The organism is Kaistella jeonii, from assembly GCF_000812865.1.
Classification (GTDB): domain Bacteria; phylum Bacteroidota; class Bacteroidia; order Flavobacteriales; family Weeksellaceae; genus Kaistella; species Kaistella jeonii.
In genome coordinates this window covers 25,537-42,991 of the sequence record NZ_JSYL01000002.1, presented here as the reverse complement: position 1 = coordinate 42,991, position 17,455 = coordinate 25,537, and the positions used below count along the sequence as shown (strand labels likewise).

At 30.4% G+C, this 17,455-nt stretch carries 25 protein-coding genes; 20 read left to right on the top strand and 5 right to left on the bottom strand.

The features are described 5' to 3' along the window. Positions 1-50: 50 nt before the first annotated feature. From OA86_RS02810 to OA86_RS02800, 3 genes are all read left to right on the top strand, one after another. On the top strand, positions 51-260 hold the full coding sequence (locus OA86_RS02810; RefSeq protein ID WP_039348560.1) for a hypothetical protein: 210 nt from the start codon (positions 51-53) through the stop codon (positions 258-260). Between the two features lie 27 nt (positions 261-287). Further along, positions 288-524, top strand: coding sequence for a hypothetical protein (locus OA86_RS02805; RefSeq protein ID WP_039348557.1), 237 nt, complete (start codon positions 288-290; stop codon positions 522-524). Between the two features lie 113 nt (positions 525-637). Further along, positions 638-1,324, top strand: coding sequence for a hypothetical protein (locus tag OA86_RS02800; RefSeq protein WP_052257359.1), 687 nt, complete (start codon positions 638-640; stop codon positions 1,322-1,324). A 1-nt stretch (position 1,325) separates the two neighbouring features. On the opposite strand, the gene OA86_RS02795 is transcribed toward OA86_RS02800, so the two are convergent. Next, positions 1,326-1,811, bottom strand: coding sequence for a WG repeat-containing protein (locus tag OA86_RS02795; RefSeq protein WP_169743938.1), 486 nt, complete (start codon positions 1,809-1,811; stop codon positions 1,326-1,328). 199 nt (positions 1,812-2,010) lie between these two features. On the opposite strand from OA86_RS02795, the gene OA86_RS02790 reads away from it, so the two are divergent. The 11 genes from OA86_RS02790 to OA86_RS02745 all read left to right on the top strand — a co-directional run bounded on the left by OA86_RS02790 (position 2,011) and on the right by OA86_RS02745 (position 9,652). After that, a complete protein-coding gene (locus OA86_RS02790) occupies positions 2,011-2,277 on the top strand; it encodes a beta propeller repeat protein (RefSeq protein WP_039348550.1) in 267 nt (88 codons plus the stop codon). A gap of 114 nt (positions 2,278-2,391) precedes the next feature. Beyond that, positions 2,392-2,841 carry a hypothetical protein gene (locus tag OA86_RS02785; protein WP_126340449.1) on the top strand — a complete coding sequence of 150 codons (450 nt, stop codon included), beginning with the start codon at positions 2,392-2,394 and terminating at the stop codon, positions 2,839-2,841. 31 nt (positions 2,842-2,872) lie between these two features. Further along, positions 2,873-3,508 (top strand): metallophosphoesterase family protein, encoded by a 636-nt coding sequence (locus OA86_RS02780; RefSeq protein ID WP_039348544.1) that lies wholly within the window; start codon positions 2,873-2,875, stop codon positions 3,506-3,508. A 96-nt stretch (positions 3,509-3,604) separates the two neighbouring features. After that, positions 3,605-3,856, top strand: coding sequence for a hypothetical protein (locus OA86_RS15480; RefSeq protein ID WP_074781391.1), 252 nt, complete (start codon positions 3,605-3,607; stop codon positions 3,854-3,856). Between the two features lie 29 nt (positions 3,857-3,885). Further along, positions 3,886-4,521 (top strand): GTPase domain-containing protein, encoded by a 636-nt coding sequence (locus OA86_RS02775; RefSeq protein ID WP_039348541.1) that lies wholly within the window; start codon positions 3,886-3,888, stop codon positions 4,519-4,521. Then, a complete protein-coding gene (locus OA86_RS02770) occupies positions 4,521-5,030 on the top strand; it encodes a hypothetical protein (protein WP_039348538.1) in 510 nt (169 codons plus the stop codon). Before OA86_RS02775 ends, OA86_RS02770 begins: the two co-directional genes overlap by 1 nt. Then, positions 5,011-5,763, top strand: coding sequence for a hypothetical protein (locus OA86_RS02765; protein ID WP_039348536.1), 753 nt, complete (start codon positions 5,011-5,013; stop codon positions 5,761-5,763). The genes OA86_RS02770 and OA86_RS02765 overlap by 20 nt, the downstream gene beginning before the upstream one ends. A gap of 12 nt (positions 5,764-5,775) precedes the next feature. After that, positions 5,776-6,492 carry a hypothetical protein gene (locus tag OA86_RS02760; RefSeq protein ID WP_039348532.1) on the top strand — a complete coding sequence of 239 codons (717 nt, stop codon included), beginning with the start codon at positions 5,776-5,778 and terminating at the stop codon, positions 6,490-6,492. A 222-nt stretch (positions 6,493-6,714) separates the two neighbouring features. Beyond that, on the top strand, positions 6,715-7,164 hold the full coding sequence (locus OA86_RS02755; protein WP_039348530.1) for a hypothetical protein: 450 nt from the start codon (positions 6,715-6,717) through the stop codon (positions 7,162-7,164). 78 nt (positions 7,165-7,242) lie between these two features. After that, positions 7,243-8,160 carry a helix-turn-helix transcriptional regulator gene (locus tag OA86_RS02750; RefSeq protein WP_039348526.1) on the top strand — a complete coding sequence of 306 codons (918 nt, stop codon included), beginning with the start codon at positions 7,243-7,245 and terminating at the stop codon, positions 8,158-8,160. Between the two features lie 4 nt (positions 8,161-8,164). Then, complete coding sequence (locus OA86_RS02745; RefSeq protein ID WP_039348524.1) at positions 8,165-9,652, top strand: DUF2779 domain-containing protein; 1,488 nt, start codon at positions 8,165-8,167, stop codon at positions 9,650-9,652. A 71-nt stretch (positions 9,653-9,723) separates the two neighbouring features. Here the strand turns inward: OA86_RS02745 and OA86_RS02740 are convergent, their stop codons facing one another. Genes OA86_RS02740 through OA86_RS02730 form a run of 3 tightly spaced genes read right to left on the bottom strand, consistent with a single transcriptional unit; the run spans position 9,724 to position 11,232 of the window. Next, positions 9,724-10,782: a type II toxin-antitoxin system HipA family toxin gene (locus OA86_RS02740; protein ID WP_311316315.1), complete on the bottom strand. Its 1,059-nt coding sequence runs from the start codon at positions 10,780-10,782 to the stop codon at positions 9,724-9,726. Further along, the gene (locus tag OA86_RS02735; protein WP_039348521.1) at positions 10,703-11,023 is read right to left on the bottom strand and encodes a HipA N-terminal domain-containing protein; all 321 of its coding nucleotides are present in this window, start codon (positions 11,021-11,023) and stop codon (positions 10,703-10,705) included. Before OA86_RS02735 ends, OA86_RS02740 begins: the two co-directional genes overlap by 80 nt. Then, positions 11,020-11,232 carry a helix-turn-helix domain-containing protein gene (locus tag OA86_RS02730; RefSeq protein WP_039348518.1) on the bottom strand — a complete coding sequence of 71 codons (213 nt, stop codon included), beginning with the start codon at positions 11,230-11,232 and terminating at the stop codon, positions 11,020-11,022. The genes OA86_RS02735 and OA86_RS02730 overlap by 4 nt, the downstream gene beginning before the upstream one ends. A 301-nt stretch (positions 11,233-11,533) precedes the next feature. On the opposite strand from OA86_RS02730, the gene rhuM reads away from it, so the two are divergent. The 3 genes from rhuM to OA86_RS02715 all read left to right on the top strand — a co-directional run bounded on the left by rhuM (position 11,534) and on the right by OA86_RS02715 (position 13,300). Next, positions 11,534-11,833 (top strand): RhuM family protein, encoded by a 300-nt coding sequence (gene rhuM, locus OA86_RS02725; protein WP_074781392.1) that lies wholly within the window; start codon positions 11,534-11,536, stop codon positions 11,831-11,833. Continuing rightward, complete coding sequence (locus OA86_RS02720) at positions 11,830-12,789, top strand: virulence RhuM family protein/type II toxin-antitoxin system death-on-curing family toxin (protein WP_039348512.1); 960 nt, start codon at positions 11,830-11,832, stop codon at positions 12,787-12,789. The genes rhuM and OA86_RS02720 overlap by 4 nt, the downstream gene beginning before the upstream one ends. Before the next feature lie 298 nt (positions 12,790-13,087). Next, entirely contained in the window at positions 13,088-13,300 is a 213-nt protein-coding gene (locus tag OA86_RS02715) for a helix-turn-helix domain-containing protein (RefSeq protein WP_039348509.1), read from the top strand. Between the two features lie 298 nt (positions 13,301-13,598). On the opposite strand, the gene OA86_RS02710 is transcribed toward OA86_RS02715, so the two are convergent. Then, positions 13,599-14,165 (bottom strand): tetratricopeptide repeat protein, encoded by a 567-nt coding sequence (locus OA86_RS02710; protein ID WP_039348507.1) that lies wholly within the window; start codon positions 14,163-14,165, stop codon positions 13,599-13,601. Between the two features lie 611 nt (positions 14,166-14,776). On the opposite strand from OA86_RS02710, the gene OA86_RS02705 reads away from it, so the two are divergent. The 3 genes from OA86_RS02705 (at position 14,777) to OA86_RS02695 (ending at position 17,424) form a co-directional block, all read left to right on the top strand. Beyond that, complete coding sequence (locus OA86_RS02705; protein ID WP_039348505.1) at positions 14,777-15,793, top strand: nucleoid-associated protein; 1,017 nt, start codon at positions 14,777-14,779, stop codon at positions 15,791-15,793. A gap of 63 nt (positions 15,794-15,856) precedes the next feature. Then, positions 15,857-16,522, top strand: coding sequence for a phosphatase PAP2 family protein (locus tag OA86_RS15180; protein WP_052257358.1), 666 nt, complete (start codon positions 15,857-15,859; stop codon positions 16,520-16,522). Between the two features lie 167 nt (positions 16,523-16,689). Beyond that, positions 16,690-17,424 (top strand): DNA-formamidopyrimidine glycosylase family protein, encoded by a 735-nt coding sequence (locus OA86_RS02695; protein ID WP_039348502.1) that lies wholly within the window; start codon positions 16,690-16,692, stop codon positions 17,422-17,424. Positions 17,425-17,455: the final 31 nt, after the last annotated feature.

The window sequence follows — 17,455 nt, the reverse complement described above, 5'->3', positions numbered from 1 at the left end:
ATGACCAGTAAGGCGATACCATTTGACCTTAAAAAAAATAAAATCTACAAATGAAAAAAATATTTGAAATCTTCTTTGAAGAAATTCCAACTGCAGAATTAAATGTAGAAAGAAAACTTGAGTGGAAAATGTTCCTTCCAAAATCTACGGATGTGATAGAATTAGCACTGTTAAAAGGACTCTTGCTGTTCTTCCCTATATTTTTGGTGTTATACTTTTCATCCATAGTATTTGCAGTGCTATTCAAATACCATGAATAATTATCTATTAACTTTAAAAATGTAATCATGTCACAAATAATTTATATCGGAATTAAGCTTATAAAAATATCATCCGAAAATCCTTATCAATTGCTAGTGTCTAATAATGCGGGTATTTCTTGGAGCGTCGTATTTGAAGGATCAGCGGAATTAGGGTCGTTTTTTGAGTTAGGAAATAAAGGTGCAACTGTTTTCGCCAAGACTTCAATTGGCAAATTTCGGTCTGTTACAGAAGGTCGCGATTGGACGAAAATAAATTCCTAAATAAGCAGAAATAAAATCTTTTTAAATTCATTTTTGCTAAGAATTGAAGTAAAGATCAATTTAATGGTTAATGCACTAATAAATAAATGTAATTTTATAAAAAACAAATAAACATGACATTAGAGAAATTTAAATTGGCTGAAGAAGCCAATGATCAATTGTTTGAAGGTGACAAAGTAATTTATGACGGAATTGTTGATTTTGTACAGTATAGTCAATCTTCGCCTAAAATTTTATGGATTTTAAAAGAAGCAAATAGTGAAGAACATGGCTGGACTATGAGAGATGCACTCAAAAACTTAAAAAATATAAATAAAGTTGGTCTCACTGATGGTTGGGCAAACACTTTTACTTCAATTGTGTATACGACAAATGGTATTTTTACCGGCGAAGATTGGGATTCTATGGGAAACTTTTATGAAGATCAATCAATTATTAATGTGATGGAAAAAGTAGCGTATATCAACGTGAAAAAGATTCCCGGTGGAAGTTTAGCAGATTGGAATTTGATCAAAAGATATTATTCTGAAAATAAAATTGCACTACATGAACAAATAAAAATGATTAATCCTGAAGTAATTATTTTTGGAGGAACTTATAATTTTTTCGACGATGATTTTTTCAATTCATTCGGAGAATTGGAAGAAAATGTAGAAAATAACTCTTTACATATTTATCAAAACAAAAATCATTTACTTTTAAATGCTTACCATCCTAATAATCGCGTTATTAAACATTCAACATACTGTAATTTGATTTTGCACGCTTTTAAAAATTGGCAACTAAAATACAGCAATTAAATTACAACCTAAGCCACTCTCGAAGTGGCTTTCTTCTTTTTAAAAGCAAAAGTGCAACATCTGTAAAAGTAGGAATTTCATCAAATAAATAGGGTAAAATTAACTCTTCTTTCAAATCGATAATTCCGTACTTCAGTTTTCCTTGGATGTCTTTTCCCACAGCAAAAAGGCAATTTCCCAGATGTTGCCCTTTCAGGTAATGGGCTGGAATTTTAAAATTTCCATTTCGATCGACAAATCCGAAAGTCTTTCCGTTCTTGCTCACACATGCATATCCATTCTGGAATGTTTCCACTTCTTCAAATTGTTTATTATTAATTTCAATATTTTCAAAATTGTGGAGCTTCCATTTTTCATTTTTACAACCCCAAAAGTGATGTGTAAATGCGGGTAAAATCTCTTCATAGGTGGGTGGGATTATGGTTTTGAAATTATACGCAATTAAACCATAAAAGTTTTCAGAAGAATACACGAATATATTCTCCATAAAACAAAATTTAGTTGTTGATGTTTGCGACAATCTTTCGATTTTTAAAATTGGGTAGTTCATTTTGCTTCAAATATAAACGCTGAACCCGACAAAACAAGTCCTTAAACAATCACAAGCATTTTAAACTGTTTTATTTTAGATTGTTCTATTTTGTCTCAATGGTCAATTAAATTGCGACATAATCTATACAGGAAAAATGTCACAAATCATCAAATTCAAAGAAAATTATATAAGAATATGTTCTACAAATTCATCGCATTTACTTCAATCGACAGATCGCGGAAAGTCGTGGGAATTGCTCTTTGATGGAACGTTCATGATGAATTCGATCATGAAAATTGCTTGCGATGATAAAATAATTCTTTTAGATTCAAACAAAGGATATTTTATTTCAAAGTCAGGAATGTTTTGGATAAAATATGTAGATTTAGAACAAATTGAAGATCTAGCAGATGAAAATTGATAAGAGGTATTTTAGAAATACAAAGCTAACATTTATAAGAATAGATGAGATCTTGGTAGTATAGAATTGAAAAGAATCACAAAATATAATAGTAATCAAAACCTAAAATCAGATATGGAAATTACAGAACAAATAATTGAATTAAAAGAAAAAATAGCTCAAATAAAGTTTACAGAATCATTTGACGACTTAAAAGAAATGGATGATTGTGATTTTGATGTCATGAACTTAATTTATAACTATTGTCTTTCAAAAAATTATAATACAGATGATTTTCCCAGTAAATATTTAGATTTAATAGAAAATGAAGATGAAGACTTTGAAGATTTTTTAAACTATGATGTGAAATCATATTATGTGTACAAAGTTTCTTTACTGCATGAGGATGTTTTTCAATTGGTTAAAGTCTCCTTTTTTGGTACGGAAGCTCTAGAAACAGATGAATTTTGCAGAGAAGGAATTGTAATATCAATTGCAATTTTAGAAAAAGATAAAATAAATCTAACTTTCAATAAAGAAGATTGGGAAGCTGCACCTCCATTTAGACCGAAACTTCCGGGATAATTATAAATGATTTTAAAGAAAAATAACTCCAATGAAAATAGTTTTTATATCCGATACACACGGACAACATCGCAAACTTAAAAACCTTCCTAAAGGAGATGTGATCATTCATGGTGGAGATGTTTCAAAAATGGGGAGAGATCATGAAGTGGAAGATTTTATCCATTGGTTTCTTCGTTTAGACTATGCTCACAAAATTTTTATTGCCGGAAATCACGATTTTTATTTTGAAGAAAATTCCATGAAATTTATTCAGCAAAAACTGACTTCCAACTGTCATTATTTGTGCAATAATGGAGTAGAAATAGAAGGAATTAAAATTTGGGGTTCGCCAATTACACCCACATTTTTCAATTGGGCATTTAACGAAGACCGCGGAAAACCGATTCAAAAATATTGGAAAAAGATTCCGAAAAACACAGATATTTTGGTAACGCATGGTCCGCCAAATGGAATTTTAGATAAAACAACTTCAAACATCAATGCAGGATGTGGAGATTTACTAAAAACCGTAAATCACTTAAAAATAAAATTTCATTTATTTGGGCATATTCATGAGGCTTCTGGACAAGAAACGCTAAACGAAACTACCTTTATTAATGGAAGTTTGTTGGATGAGAATTACAATCTGGTGAATTTACCGATGGAGTTTGATTACCCGCTCTAAATATTTTGTAAATGTTTAAAAAACGTTGTCAATATATTTTTTCTAACGGACTTCGTTTGTCGGTGTTAGAATTTATATTTGTCAAAAATTAAAACTATGGCAAATTTTTACTGCGAATATTGTGGAACAAAAGCAACCAGCATTGCTACATTAACGGCAAGTTCTTGCCAACATCATCCAAACGGTAGCAACAAGGGAAAACATAAATTGTATGAAGGCATTGAAAAAACAAAATATAGTTGCAAATATTGTGGCACATCTGCATCGTCAATAAAAAATTTAGTTATAAATTCGTGCCATCGCCATCCAAATGGAAGCAATAAAGGGAAACATGCGGTGGCTTTGTAACAATCAAAAAAAACAAAAAATATTAAAATATGCCATTTATCTGGATTATAAATATAGCATTTGCGGGAATACCATTGCTTATTATATTTTTAAAATATAAAAAAAACATAAAAGATTTCTTTTCTGATCCAGCAAAAAACAAACTTGGTATTTTAGGAATGGATGCAGCAGGAAAAACATTATTTCTATGTTTTTTAAGAGGTGTTCCATATCACGAGAATATGGCTAAAACGGCAGTGAATGATGAATATAAATCATTCATTTTTACAACTTCATCTGGAGATAAAATTAACGTAGATTCAGGATTTGATATTCCAGGTATGTCTGATTATCGAATTAAATATCATGAAATAATGGACAAATCTGATATGATTTTTTATTTTTTTGACATTAATAGATATTTTGATGAAATTGATTATCAGCGAGAGTGTAACAGCAGATTTTTATATTTAAACGAATACTTTGAAAAAAAATCAGAAAAAAAACTTCTGATTTTTGGTTCACACCTTGACAAATGCAAAGAAGATAAGAATAAAGTGTTAGAAAATCTTAGAAAATTAATTAGGGAAAAGCCTTACAAAGGACTGATAGAAAAAATAACTCCCATTAATCTCACTAACAAAGAAGAGTTAATAAAAATAACTGATTTAATTTTTAAAAAATAATGAAACGTATTTTATTATCACAAAACGAGCACAATGATGGCACTAATTATATAGTTGTAGATGGAAAACTTCTATCAAAAAATCCAGAGAATTTAAAATATGTTGAATTACTCTCCGATACAAAAGATTATAAAAAACTGTACAAAGATGGATTTATTACTATAAGTGAAAAAGATAATATAATTTTATTTTCTTCGCATTACAAAGATTTAGATGATAAGGGAAGGCGTATTTTTTATATGTATCTTCTTGACAAAATAGATAATCTTGAAAAAATTATAGAGTTACTTATTCAAGATTCAAAAGTAATTAATAAAAGTATTGATTATCAAATGACACTGGAGATTGTAATAAAAATAAAACAAAATTCTATGCTACAAAGAAAATTGCGGATTTTTATTGGCGTTACGTTGTTCGCTTTAATATTATCTTCTGCCGTAATTTATCTCATATCAAAATCTAATAAAACTCAACAAAATACAATTAAAAATGAACGAACAAATCCCTGAAATTATATTATTTCAAAAGGATGAGAATGCTTTAGGATATAAATATCAACTTCCAACAAAGAATCAACTTTCTTCCTCAATTGAAGTTAAATCAATAGACTATGATGTAGAAGATTTTTCACAGAATTTTGAACTTATAGGTGGAAGACCAAAAGAAAATTCTGTGTATTATCTTCACCCCTATAGAAAAAACACATATGTTCATGAAAGTCAAGGTGAAAATTATTTTATCGCAGAAAAAATTGCGCTTTATAGAAAAATTGGCTTTTATCTAGGTGCAAAAAAAATTGATACTAAAATTACTTTTAAGAAAGAGAAGAGATTAATAACTAATGCTGATGGAACTATTTCGTATAATCTGGTAGATGCAGAAATCAAAATCAAAACAGAAAAAGAAGAAAAATATAAAGAAGAATACGAAATACATGAGGATGTCGAACTACAAGATAATTTTGATTTAAAAAAGAATTTAATGGACTGTAGAAAATTTATAAAAGACCATTATTTAGGACATGAAACTGAACTTCTATCTCTGATAGATTTTAGAGATTCTAGTGAATCAGGAGTTTTACTAACAAAAAAAAATGTCATAACTGAGATTACTTCTGAATATAATAATTTACTTGAGATTTCCGCAAAATTATCCTCACCTGTTTTTAGTGTTTCAACTAACTTTAAAAGTAAAATTGAAACTTTAAATATTGTTAATATTGATATTACTTATAATTTTTAAAGATGTAAAATAATGACATCCAATATCAATATTTCCCAAGACCAAAATTTCAAAAAAATCCAAAACCTAAAATGGCTTCCGTGGATTGGGAAAGATTATTTTGCGCAAGACAAAAGATTGCTCATCATCGCAGAATCGCAGTATGCACAAGGCGAAACAAAGGAGCAATACGAGAAAGATTTGGCATTGGTCAACAGTGCAAATTTTACCAGAAATGCAGTGCAGCAAACGCAAATAGAAAACTATTACAAACATCTGGCATTAGACAATTTTTTGAAAGCAATGTTTGGAAATGCTACCATCAACAAAGAAAAATTGTGGCAAAACTTGGCTTTCTACAATTTTGTACAACGCACGATGGATTACAGCAATTTCAACGGAAACAAAACCGAACAACCTACAAACACAGATTTTGATGAAGGTTGGAAAGTTTTTGCAGAGATCATCAAAATTTTAAAACCTACAGATTGCGTTTTCATCGGCGTAACTGGCGCCACAAGTTTTGAAAGAATGATGGATTCCTTAAACATCCAAAGAACAGAAAGAATCTACCACAACAAGATCAATTCTGCAAAACCTGCTACAAGTTCCGTAACAATCGATGGTTTGAAAACGAATATTTCTTTTATCAAACATTCTTCTGCTTATTTTTCGCCAGAAAGTTGGCACCCTTTTTTAAAGGAAAATCATTCGGAAATAATTGCTGATTTAACTTCTAAAATTTTCTAAAAAATCTTTAACAAACTTTTTTTTTGACTGTGTCCTATTTTGGCGTAGTCGTGAATTATATTTGCTTAAAATTATTCCAGAGGGATATATAGAAGAAAATAATCAAAGTATAATTGCATTAACATTGGTTATTTACATTAAAAATGATGATTCTATCTAAAATGAAATTATAAACAACAAAATTTATCTAAATTAAACAGAAAACTGAACTAAATTAACAACATGGAAACCATTGATTTAATAGCTCAACTAAAACAGAATATTGTTAGAATTCAACATACGGATTCATTGGATGACGTAAAAGAACTAGAATTTTACGATTTTCAAATCATCAACACCATTTTTTATTATGGGTTGAAGCATCAATATTCAACCGAAGGATTTCCAGAAAAATATAATAAACTCATTAAAAATGAAGATGAGGATTTTCAGGATTTTCTAAATTATGATGTTAAATCTTATTACGTTTATAAAATTGCTTTACAACACGATGATGTTTTCCAAATGGTAAAAGTTTATTTCAATGATTCGAATAGTAATTATAAGGATGAAAATTGCAAAGAAGACTTATTAATTAGCATTAAAATTCTGGAAAGTGAAGGTGTTAATTTAATTTTTGATGCAGAAAGTTTTGGAACTATTCCACTGTTTAGACCGAAACTTCCTCGTTGAACAATCTAAAATCTCTCTTATTTAAACGCCGTATATTGTCGTTCATCTTTATTATCTTTACCCGATAAAATAATCCAAATGGCAAAAAAAGAACAAATGCTTCGCTTGAAATTTATAGAAGAATTTCTGAGAAGAAGAAAAGATAAAGGCGCATCTTACGAAGAAATCAACGATTATCTTGTACGAAAATATGAGGAAAAAGGAATTGAAGAATTAAAATTCACAAAACGCACTTTCCTTCGCGACAAAGAAGCAATTTTGGAAGTTTTTCTGATTAATATTTCCTACCGTCGTTCCAGCAATACTTATGCGATTGAATATGATGAAATAGATGAATACCACGAAGATGTTTTTGATAACCTTCTTTTGGTAGAAGCGTACAGAGAAGTGAAAGGGAAGAAAAATGTAATGTTTTTTGAGCAAAGAAAATCCCGAGGTTTGCATTGGTTAAATGGTTTGGTTCACACCATCACGCATCAAAAAATAATTACTTTCAATTATACCAAATTTTGGGAAGGTGTTTCCTATAAAAAAACGATCGAACCTTACGCTTTGAAAGAATTCCGTAATCGTTGGTATTTATTGGCGAATGAAAGAGATGGAAAAGATTTTTTTTTAAAAACCTACGGTTTGGATCGTATTTCAGATTTGGAAATTTCTAACTCAAGTTTTAAACCTGAAAAAATTGATATTGAAAACTATTTTAAACATTCTTTTGGGATTATTTATGGTGATAATGAACAAGTAGAAGAAATCGTTTTGTCTTTCGATCCAGAGCAAGGACAATACATAAAAACCCTTCCTATGCATCATTCTCAAATAATTTTGATAGATAATGAGCAAGAATTTCGCATCCAGTTGACCATTTTTCCCACCTATGATTTTGAACGTGAACTACTTTCACACGGAGAAAGAGTAAAGGTCATTTCGCCAAAAAGTTTGAGAGAACATTTGAGCAATGAAGTGAAAAATATGATGGAGAATTATAAAGATTAATTTAATGAAAAGTATTTCTAAATCCCGTTTTGTTTCTGGAGTTCAATGTTCCAAAAAAATCTATTTTGAATATTTCAGAAAAGATCTAAAACTTCCTGTAAGTGAAGCAACTCAGCAGATTTTTGATTTAGGACATACCGTCGGAAGTTTGGCGCAAAATTGTTTTCCGAATGGAGAAGATGCAACGCCCGAAGATTTTTCAGATTTTTCAACATCTATTCAACAAACTACAAAATGGATTGCAGAAAAAAAGAAAACAATCTACGAAGCTACTTTTGCTACGGAAAATACTTTGGTAATGCTCGATATTTTACATCGAAATGATGATGAAATTTGGGCGATAGAAGTTAAAAGCAGCACCTCTGTAAAAGAGTATCATTATACAGATGCGGCTTTTCAATATTATGTGATGTCGAAATCGGGATGTGTTCCAGATCAATTTTTTTTAATGCACATCAACAATCAATATGTAAAAAATGGCGCAATTTCTTCAGAATTTTTCCATCTTGAAAACATTACCGATGAAGTAATAGAAATGCAAGATTGGGTTGAATTAAATTTTGAAAATTTGCTTCAAGTTCTTAATTCAAAACAAGAACCTGTTATAGAAATTGGTGCGCATTGCAGCGATCCTTTTGAATGCGAATTTGCCCACCATTGCTGGAAACACGTTCCTGAAAATTCTGTCTTTGGTTTGACGAGAGCCGGAAAAAAATCTTGGCAATTGTATAATGATGGAATTTTAAAATTGGCAGATATTCCAGAAGATTATAATCTTACTTTTGCTCAGCAATTGCAGGTAAATGGAATTAAAAATAATGAATCCTATAAGGATTTTCCGGCAATTCGAGAGTTCTTAAATTCTTGGGAAGAACCGCTTCATTTTTTTGATTTTGAAACTATTTTTGCGGCAATTCCAGTTTTAGATGGAACAAAACCTTATCAACAAATTCCGTTTCAATATTCGCTGCATATTTTAGAAGGTGAAAAAGCGATTTCTCACAAAGAATTTCTGGCGAATCCGAAAGATTTCACCAATGGACAAACAGATCCAAGAAAGAAAATGATAGACCAAATGAAATTGGATTTTTTGGATAAGGGAAGCATTGTAACCTATAATCAAAGCTTTGAAGTGGGTAGATTGAAAGAATTGGCAAAAGATTTCCCCGAAGATGCTGCTTTTCTTTTTGGTTTAATAGATAGAATTGTAGATTTATTGGTTGTTTTTAATAAAAGATGGTATTATTTGCCGGCGATGGGAAATTCGGCTTCCATTAAATCTGTACTTCCCGCAATTGCACCTGAATTTTCTTATGATGATTTAGAAATTAGCGATGGTGGTAGTGCAAGTACATTATTTCATGAAAGTATTTTAGATGAAACTCAAAACACAGAACAATTAAGACAAAATTTATTAAAATATTGCGAGAGAGATACCTACGGAATGGTTGTTATTTATGAGTTTTTGAGAAATGAATTGGATAAGTTTTAAATTTTAAATTTTCCGAGATTTAAAAATGGCAGAATTATATGTAAGTAAAGAAATTTAATCAACCAATACGCTCAACCCAACTTCTTCAACTTCGCCTGATAACTTTGTATAAAATTTCTTTTTAATTGCTCGGTAAGAAAAGAACGATTCGTCAATTCTATGACTTCCTTTTCGTGTGAAGTGATATTTTTGAAAATCTTGGCAGTTGTTTTTTCTGGTATTTCGGCTTTTTGACTTAATAAAAAAAACTGATCTTTTATTTTTCCTTTGCTGATAGATTTTGGTAAAAGTCCTTCATTTAAGGCAAAGTCAGCATCTGCAATGTGAATTTTTGTATTCAATAAATCATAAGCCGGACTTAATTTAAAATCTCCTTGTTCGGTTTCTTTTAAAGAAAAGTTTTTTAAATGAGCATCTCCATTAGAAAATAAATAATTGAAGAGGATCAATTTGAAAAGTTTTGGAGCTTCCACTTTTGTTGCCGGAACATATTTTTTCAATGTTTCAAAAAGTTCCAGATAATTTCCTTTGTATTTGTATTGTTCTCCGTGGGTTGCAGGAGATTTTTGAAGAAGTGAAGCAAAATCTTCAACGGCTAATTTTTCACCATTTTTATTAACATCAAAGCGTTTTGTAATATATGCAGGTTTACCATCTTGAAAGAAAATGAGCGCATTTTCTGCTGTTTCAATTTTGAAAATTTGCTGTGCAATTTGCATAGTAAGATGTTCATTGGCTGGAGCAAATTCACTGTTTTTCGGCAAATCTGAAATCGGTTTCAAAATATATTGTCCGCATTCATCTTCATTGGTCAATCTTAATTTAGAATTTTCTATAATCAAAGAATATTTTTCTTGAAAACCAGAGATAGAAATATGCAATTGATTTTCATTAAATACCGAACGTTCCTTAGAATCTGATGGAGAAGGATAGAATAACATAGGACTGATTTTTTTACCATTGAACATTTTCCGTAAAACAATCGGACTGTAAGTTTCGAAACCTTCCGTCAATTTCCCAGGACAGTATTTTATTTTGGGCATTTCCATGTTATATTCTTTCAATAGTAATCGCTCCAACTGTATCCGTTTTTGCTGTTTTGAGTAGAATTCCGAAAGGATCGGATTCATCAATTTTGTAGGTTCTGCAAACCATTTTTTTATTGACACCTTCTGGTAAAAGATGGTAAAAAAATGGGAATAATTCCTTTGAAGAAAATTCTTTTTGTGCTTTTGGAAGTGTTAAGCTAATTGGCGGTTTGGTACTGTCTTGCAGCCAATCTTCATTATATTTAAACATGAAACTCCCATCATTATTTTGTTCAAGAATTCCTGCTTGTTGACCTTTATATAAGACTTTAGCGACTCTCAATGTTCAATATTTTTAATTTCCAGTTTTATTTCAAATCCTAAAGCATCGCAGATTTTTTGTAATGTTTCGAGTGTCGGATTTCCTTTTCCGCTTTCAAATTGTTTCAAGGTTCGAAGTCCGACACCTGCTATTTCCGCAAGGGTTTCTTGCGTGACATCAAGTATTTTTCTACGTTCTTTGATTTGTTCTATAAAATAAGATAGTGTCATATATTGCACTTTGAATACAAATTTACATAATTATTTGGTTTACACAATTAAAAGTGCTGTTTAATGCACGAATTGTAAATTTAATTTGATAAAAGCAAATTCGAAACAAGATAAGTACAACACAATGCACTTATTGTCATTTGTAATAAAGAAGATAAATTCAATTGAATTTTCCGATATTTACATTGTATTTTAAAATTATGGACACAGAAAATCAAATAGAAATATACCAAAACAAGAATCTGGTATTTCGCTTGAAGTGAAGTTTGAAGGAGATACTGTTTGGTTATCCCAAAGTCAATTGAGCGAATTATTCAAGCAAACAAAACAAAATGTAAGTCTGCATATAAATAATTGTTTCAAAGAAGAAGAATTAGATTCAAATTCAGTTGTCAAGGAATCCTTGACAACTGCTTCAGATGGAAAGAAATATAAAATCAAATATTACAATTTAGATGTCATTATCTCTGTTGGTTACCGTGTAAAATCCAAACAAGGAACTCAATTTAGTATTTGGGCAAACAAAATTCTAAAAGAATATTTGGTAAAAGGTTATTCCCTCAACCAAAAAAGATTAGCACAAAAAGAGAAATTAATATGAATGAAATAATTATTTATGAAGCAGAAAATCAGGTTCGAGTTGAAGTAACATACGAAGATGATTCACTTTGGCTAAATCTTAATCAAATCTCTGCGTTATTTGAAAGGGACAAATCAGTAGTATCTAGACATATTAAGAATATTTATAAAGAAAAGGAATTAAAAGAATATGCAACTGTTGCAAAAAATGCAACAGTTCAAATAGAGGGAGGAAGAGAAATTACGAGAAATATTGAATATTATAATTTAGATATTATAATTGCCGTTGGTTATAGAGTGAGTTCATCAAAAGGAACCCAATTCCGTATTTGGGCAAATAGTATTCTAAAAGATTATTTGGTAAACGGTTACGCCATTAACGAAAAAAGATTAGCCCAAAAAGAACAGGAAGTTCAACTTTTGAAAAATGGGATTCAGATTTTAAGCAGAGCGATTGAAGAAAAATTGGAGGAAAATGAATGGTTATCTGTTTTTTCTAAAGGATTGAAATTGTTAGATGACTACGATCACGAAGAATTGGATTCAAAAGGTTTAACGAAGAAACAAGCACTGTATCCTACAAGGCAAGATTATCAGGAACTCATCAATCAAATGGTTGTAGATTTTGATTCGCAGGTTTTTGGAAAAGAAAAGGATCAAAATTTCCAAAGTTCGATTGCACAGATAGAAAAAGGATTTGGCGAAAATGATTTTTATCCAACTCTTGAAGAAAAAGCGACGATGCTTTTATATTTAATTGTGAAAAATCATTCATTCGTAGATGGCAATAAAAGAATTGCTGCAGCGTGTTTTTTGAAGTTTTTACAAACCAATAGAATGCTTTACAACTCTCAAAAAGAACTAATTATTAGCAATGATACTTTAGCGAGTTTAACGCTATTTATAGCATCTAGTAAACCCGATGAAATGGAAACGGTGAAGCGATTGGTGATAAGTGTGTTAAATCGGAATAAGTAAGCATTGATATCAATGCATCCAAGACAAATATTAATGTATTCTGTCGCAAATATCTCCCATATTTGCGACAGAATAATTAGAAAATAGTAACGTAGAGCATTAATGTTATAATAGTTACAATAGTTTATGAAGCGAGCAGGGGTTCGCTATTTTTATTGAATATTTTCTTAAAACTTGCTCTAATAATTTCAAGTCTTTTATATCTCATCACATATAAAACATACCCCTTAATAATCGATATATGTAATTGCATATAATTTTATATATTTGTACTAAATACTTGCAAAAGCATATAATAATGTATAAAAATTTAGCGCAATTTACCAAAGATAAACGCAAAGAAGCCAACCTTACACAGCAGGAATTTGCTGAAAAAGCTGGTGTAGCTTTAACTGTGGTTAGAAAAATAGAACAAGGAAAGGATAATTTAAGTTTAGCAAAAGTGAATCACGTACTATTGATGTTTGGCAATAAATTAGTTCCAGCATCAATAAAGGATATTGAGAAATGAGAAATAGGAAACGTAATTCACCATAAAGATATAAGAGAATGATTAATTTTACTTCAGAAAATCAAGAAAAGTATAAAGCGATGATTAGTAGTAGATTAGATGTTTTTAGTTAAAAATCCTTGTATTATTCAATACCTTATTTGTACCATAAAAATGTAAATAATTGATTTACAATGGTCGTTATTTTTGAAGAAGTGAAATAAGACTTTAAAATTTATAAATAGAAATTCCCCGAGTGAAAACTTGGGGAATTTTTTTGATAAATGCCAAAAAAAATACCTCAATCGAGGTATTTAAATTATTGTTTTAAAAATTCATTAAGTTTCATTGCCTCCGCATTCATTGGGTCATATGCCAGTGATTTTCCGATATGCTGTTTCGCTTGCTCTTTATCGGTTTCCTGCAGTTTGTATGCGACAAAGAAATGTGCGTAACCCAAATTCTTTTTACTCGCTTCCACTTCTGCAGGTTTTACTGTTGCGATATATTTTTCGTAAGCCATTTTTGCATTGGCATCATCTTTCATGCTTTGATAAACATACGCTTGGCTATAATAAGATGGAGCCCAATCTGGTAATAAAGTCGACATTTTTTTCCAGGTTTCCAATGCACCATTCCAATCTTTCTCATCTTGATAAGCAGTTGCTAGTTTCACAATAGATTCCGTATCATTAGGATTGGCTTCAATTTGTTTTTTCAACGTTTCGATTGTTGAATTTTGTTGCGGTGCCTGAACCTGAGCTGTTGTATTTGCGACAGTTTCAGATGCCACAGTTTCGGTTTGTGCATATCCGAAACTTACTGCTCCTAAAAATAATGCAGCAACTAAAACTTTCTTTGTGTTTATAACGCTTTCCTTTTTCATATTCCTTTTTTTTGATTAATGTATAAGTCGCGGTGTTCCCTACAACAATAATTCCATACAAATAAATATTTGGAAACTTTAATAGTTTTTATAACAACTTAACTTTTTAATCTTATTAAATAAATAAGTTAAAATGTTTACAGAATGAAGATTCTAAAATAAAAAATATGTTTACATAAATCTACTAATAGAAAAATTTCTGAGAAAGATTGAAAGTGAAATATTTCCACTAAAGATATTTTTACTATTTCAAATAATAAAAATTTGGAAATGCCCGTAGTTAATTGGTTCATGATATTCAATATTTAAGGAGTAAATATCTTTGGGTAACCAACTATTAGAAAGGACATGCAAATCAGATGATTTAATATTTAATAAACTGATAATCAATTTATTATGAAAAGGCAAAATTGTTTAGAATTAATATTACCTTGTAATTATCTTATTGTCAGATAGTTATCAGTATCTTTTTGGTACTTTTTTAACCATCTAATCTTTAATGATATTAAAAACCTTAGCTATCAATTCAATATTAATGCAGATGTTTTGGTCTAAAAATTTCTTGCTTCAATCTTTTAAAAATATCTTTGCACTTATATAAATTTTCAAAAATGCTCTCTAAAATCATTGTTCACAAAGTCGGAAATAAAGTCAATCAGGAAAATCTTTTTCTCTCAGAAAATGAGTTGCAAATTGATGACGACATGAAGGAACTCTTAACCGATTACTTTCTCAATGCCTTTAAATCTGAAGAACAATTTCAGTTTTACAGTGATTCTTATTTGTCCTTAAATCCTGTCTATTCTTCTGTTTCAGAAATTTTTGAAGAAAAAGACAAATTCAGATTTGAATCTGAAAATATCGCAAAACATCTTTTTGAGATCAGTGATAATCCACGAATTCAAGGTGGCGAATTATTTGTCGTTTATTTTGAAGGCGGCATTACTGAAGAAGGAAATCAGATCGATTCCATCGGGATTTTTAAGACAGAAAATAAAAACCCCTTCCTGAAAATACTACCGATTGATGAAAATTATGAAATAGAAAAAGATTACGGAATTTCTCTTGCAAAACTCGACAAAGGTTGCCTGATTTACAATACGGATAAAGAAACAGGTTATGCAATTTCAGTGGTTGATAATAATAAAAACGGCGATCAATATTATTGGTTTGAAGATTTTTTGAAAGTTCGACAACGCGATGACGAATATTTTCACACCCAGGAAACGCTTTCCGTTTTCAAAGATTTTGTGATCAAACAGTTGCCGCAAGAATTTGATGTAAGCAAACCCGATCAAGCTGATTTTCTGACCAAATCACTCACTTTTTTTAAAGAAAAAGAAACCTTTGATTTCGAAGAATTTACCAATGAAGTTTTAGCAGATAAAAATGTGATTGAAAGTTTTATTAACTTCAAAACCGATTATGAACAGGAAATGCAGGTTTCGATTTCCGAAGAATTCCCTATCAATCAAACCGCGGTGAAGAAAAACCAACGGTATTTTAAAAGTGTCATCAAACTGGATAAGAATTTTTCTATCTACGTTCATGGCGATCGAAAAATGATCGAACAAGGTCAGGATGAAAACGGAAAATATTACCGACTGTATTTTGAGGAAGAAAAGTAAATATTCTAAAATTATAAAAGTAAATTACCTACTCAAATTGTAATAGAATAATCTATCGGTGCCATGAAAATTCAATTTTTGAAAGATTTTTACGCAAATAATTCTGCGAAACTGCTCATTTCACTGCTGTTTCTTCTTATAGCTTTATTTCTGTTAGTGGAAATTACCGATGAAATGGTTCTTGAAAAGGAAGACAATGTTGATTTTCTGGTTTTCAAATTTTTCAATAAGTATGTCATAAGGAATAGCTTAACAGGATTTATGTCTTTGATCACGCAGTTTTCTTCTACACCCTTTATAAAAGTTGTTTATCCTTTTCTGATCATTATTTTACTTATTTTTAAATTCTATCGAAAAGCTATTTTTACATTTTTAGCCGGAGTTGGAGGTTTGCTCCTCATCTATGGTATGAAAATGTTTTTTGCAAGACCAAGACCACCTTATCCGCTCATTCACAAAGAAGAGAATTTTAGTTTTCCGAGTGGTCACGCGACTTTTAGTTTTATTTTTTATGGAACCTTGGCTTATTTTATTTGGTTGACCGATTTACCGAAAGTCTGGAAATATATCGCGATGATATTTTTGATTTCGCTTTCATTGACCATTGGTTTAAGTCGGGTTTACTTACGGGTTCATTTTCCAAGCGACGTTTTAGGTGGGTTTTGTCTTGGTTATTCCTGGTTGTTTTTAATGATTTTTGCCTTTAGAAAATGGTATCCTTTAAACTAAGGAATTGAGTCGTTAATAATTAATTCTGAAAAGTAAAAAAACCTTCATTTTTTGCTTACTCGTCTTACATTTTGTAAATTTGAAATTGTGCAAAAATTCAGAGTCTGAATAAATGAATTGCAGAATTTTTTTCTACTATAAATTTAATTTCTTCAAAATAAAATAAAATGCCAGAAGGACCATCCATACATTTTCTTAAAAATAAATTGCAAAGATTTAAGGGTAAAACCGTCTCCGAAGCTTCTGGTTATGGAGAAATGGAAAAGTCAGAAATGACTAATATTAAACTTTTGGACATTGAAACTTACGGAAAAAATTTACTTTTTGTTTTCAAAGATTTCTTTGTCGGCGTTCATCTCGGACTTTTTGGAAGCATGTTGGTCAACAAACAAAAAAAAGTGAATGCCAGTTTTGCACTCCATTTTGCAGATGGTGAAATTAATTTTTATGTTGCCAAAACGAAATTATATTCTGGAAAACCAACCGATCATTTCAATTTTAAAACCGATATTTTAAAACCGGAATTTGATGTAGAATTTGTTTTAAATGAATTGCAAACGAATCATTCAGAAGAACAAATCGGTGATGTATTAATGAATCAGAAACTTTTTGCCGGCGTCGGAAATATCATAAGAATTGAAAGCCTTTACCACGCCAAAATCCATCCTGAAAGTATTGTTAAAGTAATCCCGGAGAAAAAATTAATCTTCCTTCTTTCCATGCTCGTCGATTACAGCGAAGAATTTTTAAGTTTACTGAAAACCGACGGTGTAAAAGAAGCCGCCATGATTTATGGAAAAAAGATTTGCCCAAAAGATAAATCAGAGCTTTTGATCGAAGAAATGGGTAAAGTAAAAAGAAAAACTTACGTCTGCTTAAAATGCCAGAAATTATATAAATAAAAAAAATCCTGCATGATCGCAGGATTTTATG

What these genes read in the sequence shown, in the direction of transcription:
- OA86_RS02715 (WP_039348509.1), top strand. Translation starts at nt 13,088, where the DNA reads ATGTATAAAAATTTAGCGCAATTTACCAAAGATAAACGCAAAGAAGCC.
- OA86_RS02770 (WP_039348538.1), top strand. Translation starts at nt 4,521, where the DNA reads ATGAAACGTATTTTATTATCACAAAACGAGCACAATGATGGCACTAAT.
- OA86_RS02755 (WP_039348530.1), top strand. Translation starts at nt 6,715, where the DNA reads ATGGAAACCATTGATTTAATAGCTCAACTAAAACAGAATATTGTTAGA.
- OA86_RS02710 (WP_039348507.1), bottom strand. Translation starts at nt 14,165, where the DNA reads ATGAAAAAGGAAAGCGTTATAAACACAAAGAAAGTTTTAGTTGCTGCA.
- OA86_RS02785 (WP_126340449.1), top strand. Translation starts at nt 2,392, where the DNA reads ATGGAAATTACAGAACAAATAATTGAATTAAAAGAAAAAATAGCTCAA.
- OA86_RS02810 (WP_039348560.1), top strand. Translation starts at nt 51, where the DNA reads ATGAAAAAAATATTTGAAATCTTCTTTGAAGAAATTCCAACTGCAGAA.
- OA86_RS15180 (WP_052257358.1), top strand. Translation starts at nt 15,857, where the DNA reads ATGAAAATTCAATTTTTGAAAGATTTTTACGCAAATAATTCTGCGAAA.
- OA86_RS02790 (WP_039348550.1), top strand. Translation starts at nt 2,011, where the DNA reads ATGTCACAAATCATCAAATTCAAAGAAAATTATATAAGAATATGTTCT.
- OA86_RS02720 (WP_039348512.1), top strand. Translation starts at nt 11,830, where the DNA reads ATGAATGAAATAATTATTTATGAAGCAGAAAATCAGGTTCGAGTTGAA.
- OA86_RS02695 (WP_039348502.1), top strand. Translation starts at nt 16,690, where the DNA reads ATGCCAGAAGGACCATCCATACATTTTCTTAAAAATAAATTGCAAAGA.
- OA86_RS02765 (WP_039348536.1), top strand. Translation starts at nt 5,011, where the DNA reads ATGAACGAACAAATCCCTGAAATTATATTATTTCAAAAGGATGAGAAT.
- OA86_RS02745 (WP_039348524.1), top strand. Translation starts at nt 8,165, where the DNA reads ATGAAAAGTATTTCTAAATCCCGTTTTGTTTCTGGAGTTCAATGTTCC.
- OA86_RS02750 (WP_039348526.1), top strand. Translation starts at nt 7,243, where the DNA reads ATGGCAAAAAAAGAACAAATGCTTCGCTTGAAATTTATAGAAGAATTT.
- OA86_RS02740 (WP_311316315.1), bottom strand. Translation starts at nt 10,782, where the DNA reads ATGAATCCGATCCTTTCGGAATTCTACTCAAAACAGCAAAAACGGATA.
- OA86_RS02775 (WP_039348541.1), top strand. Translation starts at nt 3,886, where the DNA reads ATGCCATTTATCTGGATTATAAATATAGCATTTGCGGGAATACCATTG.
- OA86_RS02795 (WP_169743938.1), bottom strand. Translation starts at nt 1,811, where the DNA reads ATGGAGAATATATTCGTGTATTCTTCTGAAAACTTTTATGGTTTAATT.
- OA86_RS02705 (WP_039348505.1), top strand. Translation starts at nt 14,777, where the DNA reads ATGCTCTCTAAAATCATTGTTCACAAAGTCGGAAATAAAGTCAATCAG.
- OA86_RS02760 (WP_039348532.1), top strand. Translation starts at nt 5,776, where the DNA reads ATGACATCCAATATCAATATTTCCCAAGACCAAAATTTCAAAAAAATC.
- OA86_RS02805 (WP_039348557.1), top strand. Translation starts at nt 288, where the DNA reads ATGTCACAAATAATTTATATCGGAATTAAGCTTATAAAAATATCATCC.
- OA86_RS02730 (WP_039348518.1), bottom strand. Translation starts at nt 11,232, where the DNA reads ATGACACTATCTTATTTTATAGAACAAATCAAAGAACGTAGAAAAATA.
- OA86_RS02800 (WP_052257359.1), top strand. Translation starts at nt 638, where the DNA reads ATGACATTAGAGAAATTTAAATTGGCTGAAGAAGCCAATGATCAATTG.
- OA86_RS15480 (WP_074781391.1), top strand. Translation starts at nt 3,605, where the DNA reads ATGGCAAATTTTTACTGCGAATATTGTGGAACAAAAGCAACCAGCATT.
- OA86_RS02780 (WP_039348544.1), top strand. Translation starts at nt 2,873, where the DNA reads ATGAAAATAGTTTTTATATCCGATACACACGGACAACATCGCAAACTT.